Here is a 22,376-nt window from a genome sequence, read left to right as displayed (position 1 = left end):
TTCGGGTGGGCGGCGTCATCGGGGCCGCACCGAGATCGGAAGCCGGGCGAACCCGCGCACATTGGTCGAATGCACCCGCTCGACCTCCGCCTCGTGCACCTCGTAGGCGCGCGTGCGGGCGGCGAACTCCTCGAGCGCGACGGTGGCCTCCAGGCGGGCCAGGTGCGCGCCGAGGCAGAAGTGCACGCCCGCACCGAAACTCACCAGCGCACCCTTGTCGTTGCGTTCGATGCGGTAGCTGTCGGCGTCGTCGAACACCTCGGCATCGCGATTGGCCGAACCGATCAGCAGCAGTACCTTCGACCCCGCCGGGATGACGCCACCGTGCTGCGGGATATCCACCGTCGCGGTGCGCGCGACGATCTGGCTCGAGGTGTCATAGCGCAGGGTCTCCTCGACCCAATCGGCGACCATGCCCGGGTCGGCGGCGACCTTGGCGTACTCGCCGGGATTGTGCGCTCCCCAGTACAGCGCATTGCCGAGCAGTTTGGTGGTGGTCTCGTTCCCGGCGATCACCATCAGGAACATGAACCCGATGATTTCCTGATCGGTGAGGCGGTCGCCGTCGATCTCGGCGTCGAGCAGCGCGGAAGTGAGATCGTCGAGTGGCTGCTTGCGGCGCTGGGCCACCATCTCGGTGTAGTAGCCGATCAGCGCGACCGAGGCCTCGATGGCGGCCATCGGCACGTCGAGCACACCGTCCTCGCGGTGGACCACCAGGTCGGCGAGCCTGCGGATCTCGGCGCGATCGGCGGCGGGCACCCCGAGCATCTCGGAGATGACGTCCATCGGCAGTTTGCCCGCGAAGTCCTCGATCCAGTCGAGCTTCTCGCCCGCGAAGCCGGGTTCGAGATGTTCGAGGGTGAGCTCGCGGATGCGGTCGGTCATCTCGGCGACCCGTTTGGGCGTGAATCCTTTGAACACCAGCCGGCGCATCCGCATATGCCGCGGATCGTCCATGGCAAGGAACGACATCACGTGATGGGCGTGCGGCCCCCACGCGGCGGGATCCAGCGATACCCCGTTGGCACTGGAGAGCCGGGTGGCGTCGCGGAAGCCGGCGAAGACGTCGGCGTGCCGGGACAACGCCCAGAAATCCAGGTCGGGGTTGTAGTACAGCGGCGCCTCGGCGCGCAGCCGCCGATAGACGGGGTAGGGATCCTCGTGGAAGGCGTAGTCATAGGGATCGAAGATCAGTGGTTCCACCGACGCGGCCGTCATCGCGCCCACCTCGCATTCGATAACCAGTTCTCCGCTGAGATCCGGCCGTCACCGTCCGGTAGAGACACATAGCTGGACATGTGTCTGGACGGTACCAGCGTCCCCGCCCGCCGACAACGATTCCGGCGGTTTAGCCAGCATTATTGCCCTTCGCGTACCGATTTCCCCGCACGAAGCAGTCGGGTTGCGCCCACCGTGGATCCCCGTGGCGGTTGACTGATTTTCTAGAACAAGTTCTTGCCTAACCGAAAGAGCCCGGACTATATTCCGTACACCTGTCCAGACACTTACGGAGTCGACTATGAACAGTCTGCTGTCCGCAGACGGTGCTCCCCTGCTGATCGGCGCGACGCTGATCGACAAGGGCGGTGCCGGCGTCTTCAGCACCGTGAACCCGGCGACCGAGGAGGAACTCGGGCACGCCGCCAATGCCGACGCCGCCGATATGGACGCTGCCATCGCCGCCGCCCGCACGGCTTTCGACACCACGGACTGGTCCCGCGACCACGCCTTCCGCGCGCACTGCCTCACTCAGCTGCGCACCGCGCTCCAGGACAATGTCGAGCAGCTGCGCGAGATCACCGTCGCCGAGGCGGGCGCGCCCATCATGTTCACCCGCGGACCGCAGCTGGAAGGCCCGATCGCCGACCTGGACTTCGCCGCGAAGCTGGCCGAGAACTACAACTGGGAAACCGATCTCGGCGTCGCCGCGCCGATGGGCATCAGCAGCCGCCGGGTGCTGCGGCGCGAGGCGACCGGCGTGGTCGGCGCCATCACCCCGTGGAATTTCCCGCACCAGATCAATTTCGCCAAGCTCGGCCCGGCGCTCGCGGCGGGCAATACCGTCGTGCTCAAACCCGCGCCGGACACCCCGTGGTGCGCGGCGGCGGTCGGACGGATCATCGCCGAGCACACCGATATCCCGGCGGGCGTGGTGAACATCGTGACCTCCGATGATCACAGTCTCGGCGCGCAGCTGAGTTCCGACCCGCGCGTGGACATGGTGAGCTTCACCGGGTCCACCGCCACCGGTCGCGCGGTGATGACGGCGGCCGCGGCCACCATCAAGAAGAGCTTCCTCGAACTCGGCGGTAAATCGGCGGCCATCGTGCTCGACGATGCCGACATCGGCGCGGCCGTCGGCGTCACCGCCTTCTCGGTGTGTGTGCATGCCGGGCAGGGCTGTGCGCTGACCACCCGGCTGCTGGTCCCCCGCGCCGCCTACGAGCAGGCCGTGCAGATCGCGGCGACCACCATGGGCGGCATCGTCCCCGGCGATCCGTCCGCCCCCGGCACCGTCTGCGGCCCGCTCATCTCGGCCCGGCAGCGCGACCGGGTGGAACGTTATCTGGCGATCGCCCGGGACGAGGGCGGGCGCATCGTGGCCGGCGGCGGACGTCCGGCCGGGCGCGACCGCGGCTACTTCATCGAACCGACGCTGATCGCCGACGTCGCACCCGACTCCACCATCGCCACCGAGGAGATCTTCGGCCCGGTGCTCGTGGTGATCCCGCACGACGGCGACGACGACGCCATCCGCCTGGCCAACGACTCCCCCTACGGCCTGTCCGGCGCGGTATGGGGCACCGATCCGGAACGCATCCGCCGCGTCACCGACGGCGTGCGCACCGGGACGCTCGGCGTCAACGGCGGCATCTGGTACTCCGCCGACGCACCGTTCGGCGGATACAAGCAGTCCGGAATCGGGCGCGAGATGGGCGTGGCCGGGTTCGAGGAATACCTGGAAACCAAGCTCATCGCCACCGCCGAACCCAGCTGACCGCCACCCCTACCTCATCAGGAGCACCCATCATGGTCCGTTTCACCGGAAAGTCGGCCATCGTCACCGGAGCCGCGCGCGGCATCGGCGCCGCCTACGCCCAAGCCTTGGCTGCCGAGGGCGCCAATGTCGTGGTCGCCGACCGCAATACCGAACTCGGCACGGCGGTCGCGGAGAAGATCGTGGCCGACGGCGGCTCGGCCGTCTTCGCCGAGGTCGACGTCTCCGATCCGGAATCCGCCACGGCGCTGGCCGATTTCACGGTCGAGAAATTCGGCGGCATCGACCACCTGGTCAACAATGCCGCCATCTACGGCGATATGAAGCTGGACCTGCTGCTCACCGTGCCGTGGGACTACTACCAGCGGTTCATGAACGTCAACCTCAACGGCGCGCTGATCATGACCCGCGCGGTCTGGCAGCACATGGCCGCGCGGGGCGGCGGGTCGATCGTCAACCAGTCCTCCACCGCGGCGTGGGTGTATTCGGGGTTCTACGGGCTGGCGAAGGTCGGCATCAACGGCCTGACCCAGCAGCTGGCCTTCGAGCTCGGTGGTTCGAAGATCCGCATCAACGCGATCGCACCCGGACCTATTGATACCGAAGCCACCAAAACCGTGACGCCGGGTGTCATCGTCGAGGACATGATCAAGCGGCTGCCGCTCAAGCGGATGGGCACCCCGGAGGATCTGGTCGGCGCCTGCCTGTACCTGTTGTCGGACGAGGCGAGCTGGGTCACCGGACAGATCTTCAATGTCGATGGCGGGCAGGTGTTCCGGTCGTGAGTACCCCGGAGGCCGGTGCCAGGATCGGCTTCATCGGTCTGGGGAGCATGGGCGCCCCGATGGCGAAGCGGCTGCTCGACTGGCCGGGCGGACTCACCGTCTGCGATACCCGCGCCGAGGCGGTGGCGCCGTTCACCGACGCCGGCGCCGAGTCCGCGTCCACGGCGGCCGAACTCGCCGCCAAGTGCACGGTGATCTCGGTGGTCGTGGTCGACGACGCGCAGGTCCGCCAGGTGGTGGCCGGTCCCGGCGGGCTGCTGGAGACCGCCGCCCCCGGCACCGTCGTCGCGGTGCACTCCACCATCAGCGATTCGACGGCGGTCGACCTGGCCGCTCGATGCGCCGAGCACGGAGTGGAACTGGTCGACGCACCGGTCAGCGGTGGCGCGCCCGGCGCGAACCGTGGTGCGCTGGCGGTGATGGTAGGCGGCAGCGAGACGGCCTTCGCCCGAGTGCGCGAACCGTTCGGGTGTTTCGGCGACCTCATCGTGCACGCCGGGCCGGTGGGTGCCGGAACTCGAATGAAGCTGGCCCGCAACCTGGTTCATTTCGTCGCCTTCACCGCGGCCACCGAGGCCCAGCGGCTGGCCGAGGCGGCCGGACTCGATATCACCACGCTCGGCAAGGTGGTCCGCCACTCCGACGCCGTGACCGGTGGGCCCGGCGCCATCATGCTGCGCGAGCGCACCGGCCCGATCGCCGAGGGCGATTTCTGGCTGCCGATCATGGGCCACGTGCGCGATCTCGGCGACAAGGATCTGGCCCTGGCGCTGGATCTGGGCCGCAGGCTCGGCATCGACCTGCCGCTGGCCGCGCTGGCGCGCGAGCATCTCGGGCCGGGTCTCGGTGTTCCGCCGCCCGCGCCGGAGGGCTCATGAGCCGACGATCAAGCCACGCGCCGACCCCATCGGGCGCCCCGACCACCGCCGACCAGGAGATGCCCGCATGAGCGAACCGACCGAACCCAACGGCACCGAACCCACCCTGCGTGAACGCGGCCTGGCGAAGATGGAGGAGGTGTACGGCACGCCCTTCCAGGACTATCCCAGCGACCATTTCGCGATGACCGCCGACCACCTGTTCGCCAACGTCTGGTCCCGTCCGGGCTTGAGCATCCGCGATCGCAGGCTGGTGCTGCTCGGCGCGCTCACCGCCCAGGGCCTGATGGACACCGCGGCCATCCAGATCGGGGCTGCCCTGCGCAACGGTGAACTCACCGAGGAAGAACTGCACGAGATCGCACTGTTCCTGTGCCACTACATCGGCTGGCCGAACGGCAGCAAGCTCGACATCTCGATCACCACGATCGTCGGGCAGCAGAAGAAGGCGGAGCGGGACAAGCAGAAGCAGCAGGAATCCGCAGCCGAGCCACCGAAGCCATGACGTCGCGCGGACCCGGATTTGTGAGGAGTACACAGCATGGCTGAATCGACACCGACCACCGTTCGCCCGCTGCCCGTGACGGAGGTGGCGAGCTGGGATCACACCGCCGACGTCGTCGTCGCCGGTTACGGCATCGCCGGGGTGTGCGCCGCGATCGAGGCCGCGCGCGCCGGCGCGAGCGTGCTGATCCTGGAACGCACCGGCGGCTGGGGTGGTGCGGCCGCGCTGGCCGGCGGATTCATCTACCTCGGCGGCGGCACCCCATTGCAGCGGGCGCTCGGCTTCGACGACACCCCGCAGAACATGGCCGAGTTCCTGCTGGCGGCGCTTGGACCGGGGGCGGACCGGGAGAAGATCATCGACTACTGCGAGGGCAGCGTCGAACACTACGAATGGCTGGTGGCCAACGGGGTGCCGTTCAAGGAGGAGTTCTGGCCCGAACCCGGCTGGGAGCCGCCACACGACGAGGGCCTGATGTACACCGGCGGCGAGAACGCGGCGCCGTTCAACACCATCGCCGACCCGGCCCCGCGCGGCCACGTGCCGCAGATGGCCGATAAGCGCACCGGGGAGAAGGGCGGCGGCTACATGCTCATGAAGCCACTGGCCGAGACCGCCGAAAAGCTCGGCGTCGGTGTCGAATACGACATGCGGATCCAGCGCCTGGTGGTCGACGGCGAGCGGGTGGTCGGCGTGATCGCCAAACGCTACGGACAGCAGGTCGCGATCCGAGCCGAGCGCGGTGTGGTGCTCGCCACCGGCAGCTTCGCCTACCAGCAGCAGATGATCGAGGGGTACGCACCGCGGCTGATCGGACGGCCCGCGGCCGCCATCGAGGAACACGACGGCATCGGCATCCGGGTGGCCCAGGCCCTCGGCGCCGAGCTGGCCCATATGGACGCCACCGAGGTCGCCTTCTTCGGCGATCCGCAGATGCTCGCGCGCGGCATCCTCGTCAACGGGCGCGGCCAGCGCTACATCGCCGAGGACACCTATCCCGGCCGGATCGGCCAGGCCACCCTGATCCAGCAGGACAACCAGGCCTATCTGATCATCGGCGAGGCCGCCTACGAACAAGCGCTCACCACCGAGACCTCGACTCCCTTCTTCCGTCAGCCGCCCACCTGGGCCGCGGAATCGGTCGCCGAACTCGAGTCCGAGATGGGGCTGCCCGCGGGCGCGCTCACCTCGACGGTCGAGGTGTACAACCGGCACGCCGCTGAGGGCGCCGATCCGCTGCTCGGCAAGAAGCCGGAATGGGTGACGCCGATCGAGGGCGCGGTCGCCGGCTTCGACATGCGCGGATTCACCGCGGGATTCACCCTCGGCGGGCTGCGCACCGATCTGGACAGCCGGGTGCTGCACGTCGACGGGCAACCCATCGCCGGGCTGTACGCCGCCGGGCGCTGCACCTCCGGGATCTGCGCCGGCGGCTACGTCAGCGGGGCCTCGCTCGGCGACGGCAGCTTCTACGGACGCCGCGCGGGCATCGCCGCGGCCAAGAACTGAGAATGTAGTATCCAGACACATGTCCGAAGGCGATTCCATCATCCTCGAGGCGACCCGGCGTCGCCTCACCGAGAAGCAGGCCGACACCGTCGACAAGCTGACCAAGGCGGCGGTGGAGGTCCTCGCGCGCGAAGGATTCGCGGGGATGACCATCCGGATGGTCGCCGCGGCGGCCGGGGTCGGCACGGCCACCGCCTACACCTACTTCTCCTCCAAGGAACATCTGGTCGCCGAGATCTTCTGGCGGCGGCTGGCGGCCTCACCGTCGCCGGTCAGCGACGACCCCGACCCCAAGGTCCGGGTGGTTGCCGAACTGCGCAATATCGCCATGCTCGTCGCCGATGAGCAGCAGGTGTCCGGCGCGGTGACCAGCGCACTGCTCGGCCGCGATCCCGATGTGGCGCATCTGCGCGGCCGGATCGGCGGCGAGATCCGCAAACGGATCGTGCGTGCGCTCGGTGCCGATGCCGACGACGACGTCGTCGAATCGCTGGAACTGCTCTACGCGGGCGCCCTGGTGCGCGCGGGCATGGGATACGGCTCGTACTCCGAAATCGCCGACCGCATCGAGAAATCCGCGCTGCTCATCCTGGGCTGACCTCACCTGAACGGAAACCGCTGTGCCGACCAAACGCCCACCCAAGCTCGATTCGCCGTTGGTACCGAAGATCATCAAGCTCATGTCGCGCGCGCATGTGTGGCTGTACCAGCGCAGCGGCGGCCGGATCGGCAAGAACTGGCGCGTCGGGGCAGCCTTCCGCAAACCCGCGCCCAACCTGCTGCTCGAACATCGAGGACGCAAGTCCGGCAAGGTGTTCACCACACCCCTGGTGTACCTGGTCGACGGCGCGAATCTGGTGGTCGTCGCCTCACAGGGCGGGCTGCCGAACAATCCGCAGTGGTACCACAATCTGGTCGCCGATCCCGAGGCCGCGGTGCAGATCGGCACCGAACGCCGGCTGGTGCGGGCCCACGTCGCCGACGATGCGGAGCGCGCGCGGTTGTGGCCGATGCTGGTGGATCTGTACGCCGATTTCGACAGCTACCAGTCGTGGACCGACCGAAAGATTCCGGTGGTCGTCCTCGAACCCCGGTAATTCGGCTGAGCTGCCGAGAAATCCGACCGTAGTCGGATCTATCCGGCCCGTTCACCCGATAGCGTGGACTCCGACGTCGACAGAAGGGGCGGGTTCATCGATGAGCACGAGAACGGTCGCGCGGCAGTGCACGCTGTGCGAGGCGCATTGCGGAATCCTGGTCACGGTCGAAGACGAGCGGGTCACCCGCATCGAGGGCAATCGCGAGGACGTGCTGTCCAAGGGCTACATCTGCCCGAAGGCCACGGCCATGGGCGGCCTGCACCACGATCCGGACCGGCTGCGCACGCCGATGCGGCGCGTCGGCGACGGCTTCGAGCCGATCGGATGGGACGAGGCGTTCGGCGAGATCGGCCGGCGTCTCCGCGCGATCCGCTCCGCGCACGGCCCCAGCGCCATCGGCATGTACATGGGCAACCCGGCCGCGCACAGCACCTCGGTGCTCTACGGCGGACTGCTGCGCGCCGCCCTGATGACCAGGAACTTCTTCTCCGCCTCCTCGATCGACCAATTCCCGCAGGAATTCACGGCCTGGCGGATGTTCGGTTCCAACGTGCTGATGCCGGTGGCCGATATCGACCGCACCGACCGGCTGGTGATCCTCGGCGCCAACCCGGCGGTCTCGAACGGATCCATCACCACCATGCCCGGCGCCAAGCAGCGCATCCGCGATGTGCGCGGGCGCGGCGGCAGCGTCGTCGTCATCGACCCGCGGCGCACCGAGACGGCGCGGCTGGCCGACGAGCACGTCGCGGTCGCACCGGGCGGAGATGTGTATCTGCTGCTCGGCATGCTGCACGTGCTGGTCGCCGAAAAGTTGTACGACGAGCGCGCCGTGCGCGAACAATGCGCCGGCTGGGAACGGTTGCGCCGCTTGGTCGCCGACACCACGCCGGAAACCATGGCACCGCACGCGGGCGTCGACGCCGACACCATCCGGCGCCTGGCCCGCGATCACGCGGCGGCGCCCTCGGCGGTGCTCTACGCCAGGATCGGGGTGTGCCAGCAGGTCACGGGCACGCTGACGCACTGGCTGGTCAACACGATCAACGCCGTCACCGGAAATCTCGACCGGGCCGGCGGCCAGATGTTCGGCACTCCACCCGTCGACGCCGCTCGCTACGCGAAATACCTGCCGATGGGCCACGGCGCGTGGACCGACCGCTCGGGAGCGCATAAATCCTTCCGCAGCGAGCTACCCGTCGGTGTGCTGGCCGAGGAGATCCTGACCGAGGGGCCCGGCCAGATCAAGGCGATGATCACCTACGCTGGGAATCCGGTGCTGTCCACCCCGCAAGGCGGGCGGCTGGAAGCGGCGCTGTCCTCGCTCGATTTCTATGTGGCCGTGGACATGTACATCACCGAGACCACGCGCCACGCCGACATCATCCTGCCGCCGGTGTCCCCGCTGGAACGCGAGGAACTCAACATCCTGTTCCCGGTGTTCAGTGTGCGCAACAACGCCCGCTACGACGCCAAGGTGTTCGACCCGCCCGCCGATGCCATGGAGGACTGGCAGATCCTGGCCCGGCTGATCACCGAGGTGGTGCCGCTGCCCGTCCGCCGGCTCACCGGGCGCGCCGCCGATGCGGTGTTCGCGCAACTGAGTCCGCAACGGATGATCGCCGCCGCCGTCGCGACGGGCCCGTACGGTGTGCTGCGCAAGGGTCGTAAGGGGTTGACCATCAAGCGGATCCGCGAGGCCGCGGGCGGCGTCGACCTGGGCCCCTTGCGGCCGCGGCTGCCCGAACTCATCGGTACCCGCGACCGTAAGGTGCAGCTCGCGCCGCCCGACTTCCTGCGCGCCATCACCGCCGTGCTCGACGATGCCGCGGCCGGTCGGGCACTGACCGCCCCCGGCGAAGGCTTCGACCTCAAACTCATCGGCCGGCGCCACCTGCGCAGCAACAATTCCTGGCTGCACAACATCCCGACGATGATGAAGGGCCGCGACCGCTGCACCGTGCTCATGCACCCCGACGACGCCACCGAACGCGGTCTCGCCGACGGTGATTCGGCCACCGTCGCCTCCCCCGTCGGCGCGATCACGCTGCCGGTCGAGATCAGCGACGACATCCGCCGCGGCGTCGTCGCCATCCCGCACGGCTGGGGCCATGGCGCACCCGGCGTCGGCTGGAGTGTGGCCGCCGCCCAGCCGGGCGTCAACGTGAACCTGCTGCACGACCCGTCGCTCACCGACCCGCTCTCGGGCGCGGCCGCGGTGAACAACACGTGGGTGCGGGTGAGCGCGGTGACGCCCGGCGCCGCCGCGACGGCCGCGGTGTCGACCACCGCGGCGCCCTGACCGATATCCGGCACGGCCACTGTCACCCGGCGACGCCGGGGCAACGGGCACCCACGTGCGCCGAAAGGCCGGGTGGGCGTTTCACCGGCCCGCGTGACGCTCCGGGGCAAGCCCGATGCGTCACGCGGAATCCGCCCGAGGCTCGTATCAGCCCCGGGCAGTACCGAGGTTCACCGGAATGGACAGTGGGCCGATCGTGAAGAACGACGGGGCGTGCGGGATGTCATCCGCATCGATCGCCAGGCTCAGATCGGGGAACCGTCGATACAGGGCGGCCAGCGCGAGGCGGCCCTCCAATCGCGCGAGCGGCGCCCCCACGCAGTAGCGCGGTCCATGCCCGAACCCGAGGTGCGCGGCCTTCTCGCGGTTGATGTCGAACTGGTTCGCGGTATCACCGTGCTGCTCGGGATCGACACCCGCAGCCTGATAGACCACCCCCACCGCATTGCCCTTGGGAATGGGCACGCCGGCGATGGTCACGTCCTGGAGGGTGAACCGGAAGCTCGTCATCATCACCGAGTGCCGATAGCGCAGGGTCTCCTCGACGACCTCGGCCCACCGGTCCTGCGCCTTGGTCGTCGCGAGCTGATCGGGATGCTGCGACAGCGCGACCACGGCATTGCCGAGCAGATACACGGTCGTCTCGTGCCCGGCAATGAGCATCAGCCACAACACCGCGACCAGTTCGTCGGTGGTGAGCCGCTCCCCGTCGTCGCGAGCGCGAACGAGATCGGTGGTGAGGTCGTCACCGGGCTCGTTCTCCTTGCGCCGCACCAGTTCGTACAGGTACCCACGCAACGCGACCTGGGTGTCGAAGGCTTCCTCGGCCGTGGCGTTCTGCGACAGCGAGGCCAGCGTCCACCGGCGCAGCTGGGCCCGCTCGGACTCGGGCACCCCGAACAGTTCACTGATCACGGCCATCGGCAGCGCGTCGCAGAAGGCGGGTACCAGATCGACCCCGTCTCCGGCCCGCTCGACCTCGTCCAGCAGTCCGTCGATGAGCTGCTGGATGCGCGGTTCCAGCGCACGTACCCGGGCGGGTGTGAAGCCCTTGCCGACCAGCCCGCGCAACCGGCGGTGGTCCGCGCCGTCCTTGGTGGACAGGTGATCGCCCTGGACGATGGCCCGGAACGGCCAGTCCTCGGGGATCGATCCGTCATAGAGCCCGGGCCAGTGCTTCGGGTCGCGGGCGAAGGTCTTGTTGTCGCCGGCGAGGATCTCCTCGACCGCCTTGTGCGTCAGCGCCAGATAGGCGGGCACTCCACCGGGAAATTCGACTTCGACGACGGGAGCGATCTTCTGTAGTCGGCGACAGGTATCGAGTGGCCGTTCGTCGGCGGCGGGAAAAGCAGGCAGGCTCGTCATGGCTGTGGCCCTTCGAGACAGCGCAATCTATGCGGCGCGTGGTCGATGAAATACCTTGCGCCGGATATCCTCTCAGAATTCCCGCCCGCGTCGACCCGGCGATTGCCACGGCTGGTGAGCGCTTATCCGCCATCGGCAGAACAGGTTTCGCTGCCCGTCCGCCGATCAGGACTCGGTGTCCGCCGAGGCCGGGACATTCGCGCGCTCGGCGCCCAGCGTGGTGTCGGGCCCGTGCCCGGTGTGCACCACCGTCTCCTCCGGCAGCGCGAACAACCGGTTGTTGATCGAGGCCAGGATGGTCGGGTAGTCCGAGTACGAGCGGCCGGTGGCCCCCGGCCCGCCCTCGAAAAGGGTGTCGCCGCTGAACACTTCGCCGAGCTCGGGCAGGTAGAGGCAGCAGGAGCCGGGGGAATGGCCCGGCGTGTGGAGCACCTCGAGATGCGTGGAGCCGACCTCGAGCCGCTGCCGATCAGCGAGCGCGGTGTATTCGATGCCCGGATGGGTCTGCTGCCACAGCACGTCGTCGTCGGGATGCAGGTGGATCGGCGCGCCGGTGGCGGCCGACAGCTGCGGAGCGACGGTGACGTGGTCGTTGTGGGCGTGCGTGCACACGATGGCGGTGACGTGCCTGCCCGCGACCGCGTCCAGGATCGGGCGGGCGTCGTGGGCGGCGTCGATGATCAGCACCTCGTTGCCGTCGCCGACCAGCCAGATGTTGTTGTCCACATCCCAGCAGCCGCCGTCCAGGCAGAACTGGCCGGAGGTGACGATGCGCTCCACCCGCGTCACAGCACGACCACCGAACGCAGCACCTTGCCGCCGTGCATGGTGTGGAACGCCTCTTCCACGGCGTCGAGCCCGATTCGTTCGGTGACGAACTTCTCCAGCGGTAGCCTGCCCTGCCGATACAGCTCGATCAGCGTGGGGAAATCACGTTCGGGCAGGCAGTCGCCGTACCAGGAGGATTTGAGCGCGCCGCCGCGGCTGAAGAAATCGATCAGCGGCATCTCGAGGGTCATGTCCGGAGTCGGCACGCCCACCAGGACGACGGTGCCCGCAAGATCGCGGGCGTAGAACGCCTGCTTCCAGGTTTCCGGGCGGCCGACCGCGTCGATCACCACGTCGGCGCCGAAACCGCCGGTGAGTTCCTGGATTTCGGCCACCGCGTCGGCAGTGGATGCGTCGATGACGTGGGTGGCACCCAGTTCGCGGGCCGCGTCGAGCTTGCTCGGGTCGCGGTCGACGGCGATGATCGTCGTCGCACCCGCCAGCCGCGCGCCCGCGATCGCCGCATCGCCGACACCGCCGCAGCCGATCACGGCCACCGAATCACCGCGGCCCACAGTGCCGGTGTTCATCGCCGCGCCGAGCCCGGCCATCACACCGCAGCCGAGCAGTCCGGCGACGGCCGGATCGGTCTCCGGATCGACCTTGGTGCACTGACCCTCGTGCACCAGCGTCTTGTCGGCGAACGCCCCGATGCCGAGGGCGGGGGTGAGCTCGGTGCCGTCCTCGAGCGTCATCGGCTTGCTGGCGTTGAAGGTGTCGAAGCAGTACCAGGGCCGCCCCCGCTTACAGGCGCGGCACTGCCCGCAGACCGCCCGCCAGTTCAGCACCACGAAATCGCCCACCTCGACATGGGTGACCGATTCCCCGACCGTCTCCACGATGGCCGCCGCCTCGTGCCCGAGCAGGAACGGGAATTCGTCGTTGATGCCGCCCTCACGGTAGGTCAGATCGGTGTGGCACACCCCGCACGCCTGCACCCGCACCACCACATCGTTGGGGCCGGGATCCGGGATCACGACCGTGACGAGTTCCACCGGAGCACCCGATCGACGGGCGATGACACCTCGGACGTTCTGCGGCACGATCTCTCCTCTCTGCGCGGCGCGGCCCGAGCGGGCCACTGCTCTCACCGTAGCCGGACGTATGGCCGGAAGTCGGCCATCCCCGCCTCGAGTACCGGTGACCGGAACCGAAGTGACACAGGCGTCGCCGGAGCCGCCCCTGCCGCCGGTCAGCGCTGCCGGATCCACAACGGCAGCCGAGCGTGCCGACGGACCATCAGGCTGGGAACCCACTGCGGCGGGGCATCGTCCACCAGGCCGAATCCGCTGCTGCGCGTGAGCAGCGCGGTGATCGCGGCCAGTGCTTCCATCCTGGCCAGGGCAGCGCCGATGCAGAAATGCGCGCCCTTGCCGAACGCCAGGGTGGTGCGGCCGGAGCGGTCGACATCGACGATGTCGGGCTCGGCGAAGGTGCCGGGGTCGCGGTTGGCCGCGCCCCACATCAGCAACAGATGACCGCCCGCGGGCAGCACCACTCCGCCGAGCGTGGTCTCCCGGGTGATATGGCGATGGTGTCCGCGAAACGGCGATTCCACCCGCGCCACTTCCTCGAGGAAGGCCGGGATCGCGGCGGTGTCGGTGCGCAGCCGATCCTGTAAGACCGGGTGCTCGGCCAGGATCCGCGCCGCGTTCGCGATCAGGCCCGCCGTCGACTCGCCGCCCGCGCCCACCAGCTGCACCAGTATCAGCACGGCGACCTCGGGTTCGAGATCACCGCGCCGGCACGCCGAAGCGAGCACGTCCAGCAGGCCCGGCACGGTGCCTTCCGGGCGCGCGAGGGCGCGGGCGAGCTGATCATGCAGATAGCCGGCCAGTTCGGCGGCGGAGGTGACCAGCCGCGGGAGCCGCCCCTCGGCGACGATGCCACCGAGCATCTCGGTGCTGTCATAGGCCCAGGCGAGCAATCGCGGCACGTCCGGCGATGGCAATCCGATGATGTCGGCGACCACCCCGAGCGGTAGCCGGTCGGCGATCCCGGTGGCGATATCGATGCGATCGCCGCGCAGTTGCTCCTGCCAGAGCCGGTCGACCAGGTCGTGCACCAGCTGCCCGAGGCCGCGTACGCGCGCGCCGAGATACGGGAAGACCAGCTTGCGGTGTGCGGCGTGCACCGGATCGTCTGCTGTGGCCAGCACATGAACGGCCCGACCACCACCGTCGATATCGAAGACCAGCGGCGGGCCTTCCGGCTGGTGGATCATCACCCCGGTCAGGTTCGAGGAGAAGTCCTCCACCCGGGTGGCCGCCTCGGTCACCAGGTCCCAGGACGTCACCAGGAAGAAGTCGGTTCCAGGAACCCGCCACACCGGCGACTGCTCGCGCAGCATCCGGTACATCGGATACGGGTCGTCCAGATACGCCGGGTCGAAGATGTCGATATCGCTCGGTGCCACCACTGCGCGCTCCCGCTCTCGTCTGCCGTTACCGGGTTCGACGCTGCGCTGTTGCCGATACCCGGGTCAACAGTGGTCTCGCCTCGAGACATCCGGCAGAGAGCCCCGAGGTGACGTCATCGACCCTCCGGGGGATTTCGCCGGGTTGCGGGGTACACAAATTATGGAGGTTGTCTCATCCTGAGACGACAACCGATCTCAGGAGGCGCCGGCATGGCTCAGCACCACGGAGACTGGCTCACCGGCGGCGATCGCCGCGCGGCCGCTGTCGCACGCATCGAAGCCGCCGCCACCGAATTGTTCCTCGAACGCGGCATCGATGACGTCGGCGTGGACGAGGTGGCCGCACGGGCCGGTTGCTCGCGGGCCACCCTCTACCGCCATGTCGGCGGGAAGGCCGCCCTCGTCGACGCCGTCCTCGCGCACTCGGCGGCCACCGTCACCGAGCGCGTCGCCGCCGCGATCGGCAGCCACACCGGTCCACGCCGCGTTGTCGAAGCCATTCTGGCCTCGGTGGCGGCGATCCGCGCCGATCCCGTGCTGTACCGCTGGCTTGCCTCCCGCGCCACCGGCGAGGAAGCGCTCACCGGCTCCCCGGTGCTGTCCCGAATCGCCGCCACCCTCACCGGCGCCCCCGACGACGAAGCGGCGCAATGGATCGTGCGAGTGGTGCTGGCCCTGCTCACCTGGCCCCTCCCCGACGCCGCCACCGAACGCGAGGTGGTGCGGCGCTTCGTGGCACCGGGTTTCGCCACCCGGCGCTGACCCGAGGTGCCTGCTGCTGTTCGGATTACAGCAGGCCCCAGGCCTGCAACAGGTAGGTCACGTTGGCGGCCAGCGATGTGACGGTGTTCGCCAGGTTCAGTGCCGACGAACCGAGATCGATGATGTTCACGTCTTCCTCCTCATGCGGCCCGACCCTTTACCCACCGTAGTGACGGCGCAAACCGGTGGCATCCGCCTATCGGATGAATCACGACACGACCTGAGACCGATCCCCGCTCGCGCCGGCGGCCCCGCTGCCGACGGACATGCCCCAGAACTCGGCGAAGCGACCACCCTTGCGCAGCAGATCCGCAGGGGACCCCGCCTCCACGATCCGGCCGTCGTCGAGGAAGACGACGTGGTCGGCGGTGCGCACGGTGTGCAGCCGATGAGCCACCAGCACCACCGTGCGCCCGGCCATCAGGCGTTCGATGCCACGGTGCACGGCCGCTTCGTTGGCCGGATCCAGGGCCGAGGTCACCTCGTCGAGCAGCACGATGGGCGCGTCCTTCAGCAGGGCGCGGGCGATGCACACGCGCTGACGTTCACCACCGGACAACCGGGCACCGGCTTCACCGACCTCGGCGCGCCACCCGCCGGGCAGTCGTCCGATCACCTCGTCCAGCTGGGCAGCGCTCGCGGCGGCGCGGACTTCGGCGTCGGTGGCGTCGGGCCTGCCGAGCCGGATGTTGTCTTCGATGGTGCCGTCGAAGAGGTAGACGTCCTGGAAGACGACGGCGATCTGCGCCATCAGGGCGGCGGTGCCGAGGTCGCGGACATCGACACCGCCCACTCGCACGGCGCCGGCGTCCACATCGTGAAAGCGCGCGATGAGGTGCAGCAGGGTGCTCTTGCCCGCCCCGGAGGGCCCGACGATCGCCACCCGACGGCCCTGCGGCACGGTCAGATTCAGCTCGTCGATCACCGTGCGGCCGCCACGACGGAAGGTGACCGCGTCGAACTCCAGCTCGTGGCCGCTCGGCCGGGCCGGGTGCGCGGGCTCCGGCAGCGGCTCGGTGCGCAGCAGCGCGTCGATCCGGACGAGTTGTGCGCGTGCGCTGCGGAGTTTGCCGCCGATGTCGGCCAGCGCGAGCACGGGGTCGGCGCAGCGGGCCGCGAGCACCAGGATCGCCAGGACCTCGACGGCGCCGAGGGTTCCGCCCACAGCGAGGTAGGCCCCGAGGGCCAGCAGCGCGGTGAACATCGCCTGGACGGTGACGGTGAGACCGACGACCCCGGGCAGGGCCGACAGCGCGGAGCGGCGGGCGGCACGCTCGATGCCGCGCAGCGCGTCGTCGAGCAGGCCGAATCGCTCGGTGGTGCGCCCGCCCGCCCGCAGCACCGGCTGTGCCTGGAGGTATTCGATGACGCGACCGGCGGCCTGCTGGTCGCGGTCGTGGCGTTCGGCGTCGGCGGCCGCCATCGCCGGTGCGGTCCGAGACTGGATCGCCGCCACGAGCGGCACCGCGATCAGGGCGGCAAGACCGAGCCGCCAGTCGACGACGGCGATCACGACGACGATCGTCAGCGGCGTCACGACCGCGGCGATGAACGGCGCGAGCAGATGCGCGATCACACTCATCGCTTCCAGCACGCCCCGGCTGGCCAGCACCGACACCTCACCCACCCGGTCACGCCCGTACCAGCCGATCGGCAGCCGGGCCAGATGATCGCCGAGCCGGTGATAGGTACCGCGCAGCAGCGTGGTTCCGGCCCGGAATCCGGCCAGATCGCTCACATAGCGCAGCACCGCGTAACCGGCGACGGCGGCGGCGAATACCGCGAGCCACGGCCGGGCGTTGCCGGGGCTGCTTCCGAACAACTCCCGCAGCACCGGGACCAGGAGGGCGTAGGCCGATCCTTCGGCGATGGCGGTGACGGTCATCAGGACCACGGCGCGGCGCACCGGACCGGCGTATGTATGCCCGAGCACGCGCAGCAGCAGGGCGATCATGGCAGTTCAGCTCCTCGATGTGTGCGCCAGAATTCGGCGAATGCGCCGTCGGCTGCCAGAACTCGGGCGGGCGCGCCGCGCTCGACGATCTCGCCGTCGCGCAGCAGGACGACGGTGTCGGCGTCGGCGATGGTCTCCAGCCGGTGGGCGATGATCAGCAGGGTCCGCTCACCGCGCAGTGTCGACAGGGTCCGGCGTACCGCGTGTTCGGTCAGCGGGTCGGCGAATGCGGTGGCCTCGTCCAGGACGAGGATCGGCGTGTCCGCCAGCAGCGCACGGGCGAGCGAGAGCCGCTGTGCCTCACCGCCGGACAGTCCGGCGTCGACGCCGAGCACCGTGTCGTAGCCGTGTGGCAGTTCGAGAATCCGCTGGTGGATTCCCGCGAGCCGGGCGGCCCGCACCACCTGCTCGCGCTCGGCATGCGGCACGGCGAGGGCGATATTGTCGGCTACCGAGGCGCGCAGCAGCCGCACGTCCTGGAAGACGAACGAGACGGTCCGGTAGAGCGCGGAGCTGCCGATCTCGCGCAGGTCGACCTCGCCGATGCTGATGCTGCCGTGCGTCGGATCGAAGAACCGCGGAAGCAGTTGCACCAGGGTGGATTTGCCGCTGCCCGACGGTCCCGCGAGCGCGGTGACCGTGCCCGGTTCGAGCACCAGGTCGATGCCGCGCAGCACCTCGTGTCCGGTGTCGTAGGCGAATCGGACATCGCGCAGCTGCACCCGATGGCCTCGTGGCGCGACCGGGCGCGCTGGTTCGGGTAACGGCTCGACGTCGAGCACCGCACGGACCCGGCCGAGCGCACGGCCGGCCGCTTGCAGATCGTCGAATCCGTGGCCGAGCGCCGCGACCGGTGCGGTCAAGCCCAGCCCGAGCAGCAGGAACGGCAGCAGGTCCGCGGCCGCCAGGCTGCCGCCGGTGATCAATGCCGCGCCGCCCGTCAACACCACAAGCAGCACGAACGGCGGCGACAACGCCAACTGCATCCCGGCGGCGATCGGGGAGATGCCGCGCACCCAGCGCACGAAGGTGCCGGCGAAATCGTCCACCGCCGTGCGGAATCGGCGGTGCGCGCGGTCACCACCGCCGAAGGCTTTCACCACCGCGATGCCTTGAACGAACTCGACCGCGGTGTCGGCGATACGCCCCATCGCCGCATCGAATTCCTGCTGTTCGCGCTGCCGGGCCGGAGTCATCATCAACGGAACCAGGGCCACCGCCAGCAGCACCGGGATCAGCGTGATCAGGGTGAGCCGCCAATCGACGGTGAGCAGATAGATCAGCGACACCAGCGGCACCACGAACGCCGACACCAGCTCACCGGGAGCATGCGCGATGAACGGATGCACCGCGCTCACATCCTCGCCGACCACCTTGGCCAGCTCGCCGGTGCGGCGCCGGGCGAGCAGACCCATCGGCACGCGGCCCAGATGTGCGGCGAGCCGCCGGCGCAGCGACAACTGCACCCGGCCGTCGAGAACGTGCCCGAGCCCGGACGCGGCGGCCGTGAACAGCAGCCGGACGGACAGGCCGCCCGCCCCGAGCAGCACCGCCGCCCAGACCCGGCCGTCATCGATCGGGCCGGGTGACAGCAGCACCCGGCCCAGCTCCACCACGGCGATCAGCGGCGCCAGCCCGGCAACAGCACCGATGACTTGCAGGCCGATGACGGCGGCGAATCCCCGAACGTGCGGGCGCAGCAGCGCCGCTGCCGAGGTGTCGTTCGTACGGGCGGATCGCGGTTCGGACGATGCGGCCGGCGCATCGGCGAGGTCGGTGGCGGTCATGTCAGTCCCCTCGCGTGGCGCCTCCGGACAACTGCCGGGACGGGTTCGTGGTGGCCGGGTCGATGCATGGCACCGGTCCTTCGGGGTGGGGCGGTCTGCGCGATCGGTGCGCGCGGGTCGCAGGTTTCAGAAAGTCACTGTCTCTAGAGAGTGACTGTACGATCCTGATTACAGACAGTCAATGTCTGAAAGACAGCCTCATGCTCCAGACAGTTACTTGCTGATACCGTGATCACATGAGCGGACTTCGCGAACGCTGGCGCGTCAAGGCGATGCACACCATCCAGGAACGAGCCCTCGACCTCTTCGACGAGAAGGGCTTCAGCGCCGTCACCATCGACGAGATCGCCGCGGCCGCCGAGGTGTCACCGTCGACGGTCTATCGCCTCTTCGGCACAAAGGAGGGGATCATCGTCGCCGACGAATTCGACACGCTCAGCGCGGAGGAGATCGAAGCGATGGTCGACCCGCGCGATCCCATCGCCAGCCTGCTGCGTTCGGTACGCAGCGACGAAGCCGCCGACGAACCCGACACGAAAGACACCAGCGACGCCGCGGGGCCGTGGCGCCGCATCCGATACCACTTCACCGAGCCGTCGGTGCGGATGGCCGCCTGCGCCTCGGCCGACCGCACCGCGCAACGGCTCACCCCACTGATCGCGTCGACCGGCCGGCTCACCGACACCCAGGCCCGGGTAGCCGCCAACGCGTTGGCGTTCGGATATTTCGCCGCCCTCGAACAGTGGTACCTCGATGGCGGCACCCGCCCCGTCACCGATTACGTCGAGGACGGACTGCGACCGCTGCGCGGCATCTGGCCGTCCGGCGAGACTTCGGCCTGACGAAGCACCAGCGGCCCGAGCCGGTCCGGCCGCCGCCGCGACGCCGAACGCATCGTCACCGGAAACGACGCCGAGCGGACGCCTCCGAACCGCTCACCGCTCAGCGGATCCGGCGCTGGCGAACCGGAACGCGGTGTAGTCGCCGACCGGCCGGAAACCCAGCCTGCGGTAGAGCCGATTGGTGAGGTCGTTGGCGGTGTCGGCGAACAGGCACACATCGACGGATTCGGCCAGCACCACCCGCGAGACGTGCGCGGTGAGCGCACTCGCGTATCCCTTGCCACGGGCGATCGGCGGAGTGAACACGGGCCCGATGCGCGACCAGCCGAACGACGGCAGCTGGCGGGCGACGAGACTCACGGGTGCGCCGCCGTCTTCCCACAACCACCACGAGCCCGCGCGGATCCGTGCGCGCAGCGCATCGGCCGACGGGGCGCCCGCCGGGATGCCGGTCTCGACGCGCATGGCCGTCATCCACGACATGCACAGGTCCAGATCCGCTTCGGTGGCTTGCCTGGCGGTGCCGGGCACGGAGGGTGCGATGAGATCACCCAGCCGGTACAGCGTGGTGGCGAAGGCGGGAACCGGGTCGCCACCCTGCGCCGCGCACCAGTGCTCGGCGAAGGCTTCGGCGACGGCGGTCGGGCCTTCTACTCCACCGGCATCCGGTGCGGTGGCGGCGAAGGTGTCCGCGACGGCGGCGATGACGTCCGGCGAGAGCGCGCCGAGGTAGATATCACGACGGCCGGCCCGCATGGCGATGCCGGTGGCGCCGCCGTTGCGTGCGGTGACGAACACCGGCGGCACCGGCGGGCTGTCCAGCCCGGAGGCGATGTTGTTGACGGTCGTGGCGATCACCGTGTGCCGCAAGGGATCCTCGCGCAGCACCGCGGCGGCCCGATCGCGGAATCGGACGGCATCGCCAGTGGTCTCGATCTCCATGGATCCAGGCTAGAGAACGAAGCCTGGTGCGTGCCCGCGCTTTTCGGCGGGCTCGCCGGTCAGCTCGCGGCCGCGGAGCCGGCCGCGTCGGCCCGCAGTTTGAGCAAGATCAGGCCGGTGGTGCAGGCCAGAATGAGCCCGGCGACGGTGATTTCGACGTGCAGACCCGCGATGCCGAGAATCGCACCGACGAGCCCACCGATGAAGAACACCCAGGCCAGCACCCGCGATACGACGGCGGGTACGGCACGTGCGGGTGCGTCGCCGAGATCCGGCGACGGCGCCGTGGCCGGTGCGGCCGCGGCGGACAGGGGGGTGGTCGAAGAAGCTCCCATCATCTACTCCTCGATGACGCCGTTCTGAGTAATTCCGTGCGCGCCAACCGCTCGATGCGCTCTCATCCAGGTTTCAGGCGTCTCACGCGTAACTTGCATCACATACGCTACGACCACAACGAATGAATCCTGCCGCACCCGGCTGCGCGACACGCCGAGGTGACCACTTCGTTATCTGACCTAACAATGTTTCAGAGACGGTTCGTGGTAGCCGATCGGCCACCGGCACATGCGGATAACGCCGACCACCATCTGGCCGGGACAGCGGAGCTCGTCTAGGGTGAGCGCGACTCGTACTTACCCAGGAGCGTCACCGATGGAGAGCAACAGGGCGAAAATCGTCGGTCCCGTGGCGGCCGCCGGTGCCGTGTCCCTCGGTCTGGTCCTCATCGGCGCCTGCGGCGTCGGCAGCGAGGACACCTACGTCGCGCCACCACCGATCCGTTCCGGGTCGCATGCCCCGGCGCCGGTCGTCGAGGGCACCACCATCACCGCGTCGAAGGTGATCATTCCGCCCTCGCCCACCTGGAAGATCGCCCCCGATCCCGGCCCGCGCCGCACCCTGCCCGCGCACTGGACCACCGAGATTCCCGACGAGGATTCCACCGACAGCGTCGACGAGGACTCGGAGACCACTACCCGCCGGCCGCGCGCCCAGCGCACCACGACGACGGAGCCGCCGGCCACCACCGAGGACTGGGAACCCACCAGCACCCCCACCACGCGCCCGGCCCGGACCACCCGCCCGCTGCCGACCTACGAGCCGGACGGCGCGGATCGGGAAACCCCCGACCCGGAGACGACGACGTTCATCCGGCCGACGACCCGGCCCGCCTTCACCGAACTGCCGGACCTACCCGAATCGGGATACCCGCAGCCGACTCCGCGTGCGCCGCACGTCGTGCCGACGCCGCCCGGCGAGAACTGAGTCGACCCGGTAGCCGTCCTCCGGTCACCGGGCATCACGACCGCTCAGGCCGCATCCGGCACGCGGCCCGCCATCCGGCGCCCGGCCCGGCACCCGGCATCCCGAGCTGCATCCGGCGCCGGCCGGGCACCCGA

20 protein-coding genes are annotated in these 22,376 nt (G+C 69.3%); 11 read left to right on the top strand and 9 right to left on the bottom strand.

What is annotated here, in order from left to right; genetic code table 11:
* Window positions 1-15: 15 nt before the first annotated feature.
* Window positions 16-1,221: a cytochrome P450 gene (locus tag GV790_RS00715; protein WP_163809367.1), complete on the bottom strand. Its 1,206-nt coding sequence runs from the start codon at window positions 1,219-1,221 to the stop codon at window positions 16-18.
* Between the two features lie 301 nt (window positions 1,222-1,522).
* Here GV790_RS00715 and GV790_RS00710 point away from each other — a divergent pair, with 301 nt between their 5' ends.
* The 8 genes from GV790_RS00710 to GV790_RS00675 all read left to right on the top strand — a co-directional run bounded on the left by GV790_RS00710 (window position 1,523) and on the right by GV790_RS00675 (window position 10,080).
* Window positions 1,523-3,001, top strand: coding sequence for an aldehyde dehydrogenase (locus GV790_RS00710; RefSeq protein ID WP_163809365.1), 1,479 nt, complete (start codon window positions 1,523-1,525; stop codon window positions 2,999-3,001).
* A gap of 32 nt (window positions 3,002-3,033) precedes the next feature.
* Window positions 3,034-3,786, top strand: coding sequence for an SDR family oxidoreductase (locus tag GV790_RS00705; RefSeq protein WP_163809363.1), 753 nt, complete (start codon window positions 3,034-3,036; stop codon window positions 3,784-3,786).
* Complete coding sequence (locus GV790_RS00700; RefSeq protein WP_163809361.1) at window positions 3,783-4,664, top strand: NAD(P)-dependent oxidoreductase; 882 nt, start codon at window positions 3,783-3,785, stop codon at window positions 4,662-4,664. Before GV790_RS00705 ends, GV790_RS00700 begins: the two co-directional genes overlap by 4 nt.
* A gap of 67 nt (window positions 4,665-4,731) precedes the next feature.
* Window positions 4,732-5,169, top strand: coding sequence for a carboxymuconolactone decarboxylase family protein (locus GV790_RS00695; protein ID WP_163809359.1), 438 nt, complete (start codon window positions 4,732-4,734; stop codon window positions 5,167-5,169).
* Between the two features lie 36 nt (window positions 5,170-5,205).
* Window positions 5,206-6,678 (top strand): FAD-dependent oxidoreductase, encoded by a 1,473-nt coding sequence (locus GV790_RS00690; protein ID WP_163809357.1) that lies wholly within the window; start codon window positions 5,206-5,208, stop codon window positions 6,676-6,678.
* A gap of 19 nt (window positions 6,679-6,697) precedes the next feature.
* A complete protein-coding gene (locus tag GV790_RS00685) occupies window positions 6,698-7,276 on the top strand; it encodes a TetR/AcrR family transcriptional regulator (RefSeq protein WP_163809355.1) in 579 nt (192 codons plus the stop codon).
* A gap of 22 nt (window positions 7,277-7,298) precedes the next feature.
* Window positions 7,299-7,775 carry a nitroreductase family deazaflavin-dependent oxidoreductase gene (locus tag GV790_RS00680; protein WP_163809353.1) on the top strand — a complete coding sequence of 159 codons (477 nt, stop codon included), beginning with the start codon at window positions 7,299-7,301 and terminating at the stop codon, window positions 7,773-7,775.
* Between the two features lie 100 nt (window positions 7,776-7,875).
* Window positions 7,876-10,080: a molybdopterin oxidoreductase family protein gene (locus tag GV790_RS00675; protein WP_163809351.1), complete on the top strand. Its 2,205-nt coding sequence runs from the start codon at window positions 7,876-7,878 to the stop codon at window positions 10,078-10,080.
* A gap of 147 nt (window positions 10,081-10,227) precedes the next feature.
* Here the strand turns inward: GV790_RS00675 and GV790_RS00670 are convergent, their stop codons facing one another.
* From GV790_RS00670 to GV790_RS00655, 4 genes are all read right to left on the bottom strand, one after another.
* Window positions 10,228-11,445 (bottom strand): cytochrome P450 family protein, encoded by a 1,218-nt coding sequence (locus GV790_RS00670; RefSeq protein ID WP_163809349.1) that lies wholly within the window; start codon window positions 11,443-11,445, stop codon window positions 10,228-10,230.
* 165 nt (window positions 11,446-11,610) lie between these two features.
* Window positions 11,611-12,234 (bottom strand): MBL fold metallo-hydrolase, encoded by a 624-nt coding sequence (locus GV790_RS00665; protein WP_163809347.1) that lies wholly within the window; start codon window positions 12,232-12,234, stop codon window positions 11,611-11,613.
* The gene (locus tag GV790_RS00660) at window positions 12,231-13,316 is read right to left on the bottom strand and encodes an S-(hydroxymethyl)mycothiol dehydrogenase (protein WP_163809345.1); all 1,086 of its coding nucleotides are present in this window, start codon (window positions 13,314-13,316) and stop codon (window positions 12,231-12,233) included. The genes GV790_RS00665 and GV790_RS00660 overlap by 4 nt, the downstream gene beginning before the upstream one ends.
* Window positions 13,317-13,465: 149 nt before the next feature.
* Complete coding sequence (locus GV790_RS00655; RefSeq protein WP_163809914.1) at window positions 13,466-14,632, bottom strand: cytochrome P450; 1,167 nt, start codon at window positions 14,630-14,632, stop codon at window positions 13,466-13,468.
* Between the two features lie 270 nt (window positions 14,633-14,902).
* Here GV790_RS00655 and GV790_RS00650 point away from each other — a divergent pair, with 270 nt between their 5' ends.
* Window positions 14,903-15,454 (top strand): TetR/AcrR family transcriptional regulator, encoded by a 552-nt coding sequence (locus GV790_RS00650; RefSeq protein WP_163809343.1) that lies wholly within the window; start codon window positions 14,903-14,905, stop codon window positions 15,452-15,454.
* A gap of 208 nt (window positions 15,455-15,662) precedes the next feature.
* Here the strand turns inward: GV790_RS00650 and GV790_RS00645 are convergent, their stop codons facing one another.
* Window positions 15,663-17,408, bottom strand: a complete 1,746-nt coding sequence (locus GV790_RS00645; RefSeq protein ID WP_163809341.1) for an ABC transporter ATP-binding protein — start codon at window positions 17,406-17,408, stop codon at window positions 15,663-15,665.
* Complete coding sequence (locus tag GV790_RS00640; protein ID WP_163809339.1) at window positions 17,405-19,195, bottom strand: ABC transporter ATP-binding protein; 1,791 nt, start codon at window positions 19,193-19,195, stop codon at window positions 17,405-17,407. The genes GV790_RS00645 and GV790_RS00640 overlap by 4 nt, the downstream gene beginning before the upstream one ends.
* Window positions 19,196-19,431: 236 nt before the next feature.
* Here GV790_RS00640 and GV790_RS00635 point away from each other — a divergent pair, with 236 nt between their 5' ends.
* Complete coding sequence (locus GV790_RS00635) at window positions 19,432-20,037, top strand: TetR/AcrR family transcriptional regulator (protein ID WP_163809337.1); 606 nt, start codon at window positions 19,432-19,434, stop codon at window positions 20,035-20,037.
* A gap of 93 nt (window positions 20,038-20,130) precedes the next feature.
* Here GV790_RS00635 and GV790_RS00630 read toward each other — a convergent pair whose 3' ends face one another.
* Window positions 20,131-20,979: a GNAT family N-acetyltransferase gene (locus GV790_RS00630; RefSeq protein WP_163809335.1), complete on the bottom strand. Its 849-nt coding sequence runs from the start codon at window positions 20,977-20,979 to the stop codon at window positions 20,131-20,133.
* Window positions 20,980-21,038: 59 nt separating this feature from the next.
* Window positions 21,039-21,314, bottom strand: a complete 276-nt coding sequence (locus GV790_RS00625) for a hypothetical protein (protein ID WP_163809114.1) — start codon at window positions 21,312-21,314, stop codon at window positions 21,039-21,041.
* A gap of 316 nt (window positions 21,315-21,630) precedes the next feature.
* Here GV790_RS00625 and GV790_RS00620 point away from each other — a divergent pair, with 316 nt between their 5' ends.
* Window positions 21,631-22,242: a hypothetical protein gene (locus GV790_RS00620; protein WP_163809333.1), complete on the top strand. Its 612-nt coding sequence runs from the start codon at window positions 21,631-21,633 to the stop codon at window positions 22,240-22,242.
* Window positions 22,243-22,376 lie beyond the last annotated feature (134 nt).

Source organism: Nocardia cyriacigeorgica (assembly GCF_010858045.1).
Taxonomy (GTDB): domain Bacteria; phylum Actinomycetota; class Actinomycetes; order Mycobacteriales; family Mycobacteriaceae; genus Nocardia; species Nocardia cyriacigeorgica_E.
Note: the sequence above shows the minus strand (reverse complement) of the source record. Positions and strands in the feature narration are given on the sequence as shown.

Bases quoted from the DNA above. Each gene is read 5' to 3' on its own strand.
- GV790_RS00715 (WP_163809367.1), bottom strand. From the start codon at position 1,221: ATGACGGCCGCGTCGGTGGAACCACTGATCTTCGATCCCTATGACTAC.
- GV790_RS00710 (WP_163809365.1), top strand. From the start codon at position 1,523: ATGAACAGTCTGCTGTCCGCAGACGGTGCTCCCCTGCTGATCGGCGCG.
- GV790_RS00705 (WP_163809363.1), top strand. From the start codon at position 3,034: ATGGTCCGTTTCACCGGAAAGTCGGCCATCGTCACCGGAGCCGCGCGC.
- GV790_RS00695 (WP_163809359.1), top strand. From the start codon at position 4,732: ATGAGCGAACCGACCGAACCCAACGGCACCGAACCCACCCTGCGTGAA.
- GV790_RS00690 (WP_163809357.1), top strand. From the start codon at position 5,206: ATGGCTGAATCGACACCGACCACCGTTCGCCCGCTGCCCGTGACGGAG.
- GV790_RS00685 (WP_163809355.1), top strand. From the start codon at position 6,698: ATGTCCGAAGGCGATTCCATCATCCTCGAGGCGACCCGGCGTCGCCTC.
- GV790_RS00675 (WP_163809351.1), top strand. From the start codon at position 7,876: ATGAGCACGAGAACGGTCGCGCGGCAGTGCACGCTGTGCGAGGCGCAT.
- GV790_RS00670 (WP_163809349.1), bottom strand. From the start codon at position 11,445: ATGACGAGCCTGCCTGCTTTTCCCGCCGCCGACGAACGGCCACTCGAT.
- GV790_RS00655 (WP_163809914.1), bottom strand. From the start codon at position 14,632: ATGTACCGGATGCTGCGCGAGCAGTCGCCGGTGTGGCGGGTTCCTGGA.
- GV790_RS00650 (WP_163809343.1), top strand. From the start codon at position 14,903: ATGGCTCAGCACCACGGAGACTGGCTCACCGGCGGCGATCGCCGCGCG.
- GV790_RS00645 (WP_163809341.1), bottom strand. From the start codon at position 17,408: ATGATCGCCCTGCTGCTGCGCGTGCTCGGGCATACATACGCCGGTCCG.
- GV790_RS00640 (WP_163809339.1), bottom strand. From the start codon at position 19,195: ATGACCGCCACCGACCTCGCCGATGCGCCGGCCGCATCGTCCGAACCG.
- GV790_RS00635 (WP_163809337.1), top strand. From the start codon at position 19,432: ATGAGCGGACTTCGCGAACGCTGGCGCGTCAAGGCGATGCACACCATC.
- GV790_RS00630 (WP_163809335.1), bottom strand. From the start codon at position 20,979: ATGGAGATCGAGACCACTGGCGATGCCGTCCGATTCCGCGATCGGGCC.
- GV790_RS00625 (WP_163809114.1), bottom strand. From the start codon at position 21,314: ATGGGAGCTTCTTCGACCACCCCCCTGTCCGCCGCGGCCGCACCGGCC.
- GV790_RS00620 (WP_163809333.1), top strand. From the start codon at position 21,631: ATGGAGAGCAACAGGGCGAAAATCGTCGGTCCCGTGGCGGCCGCCGGT.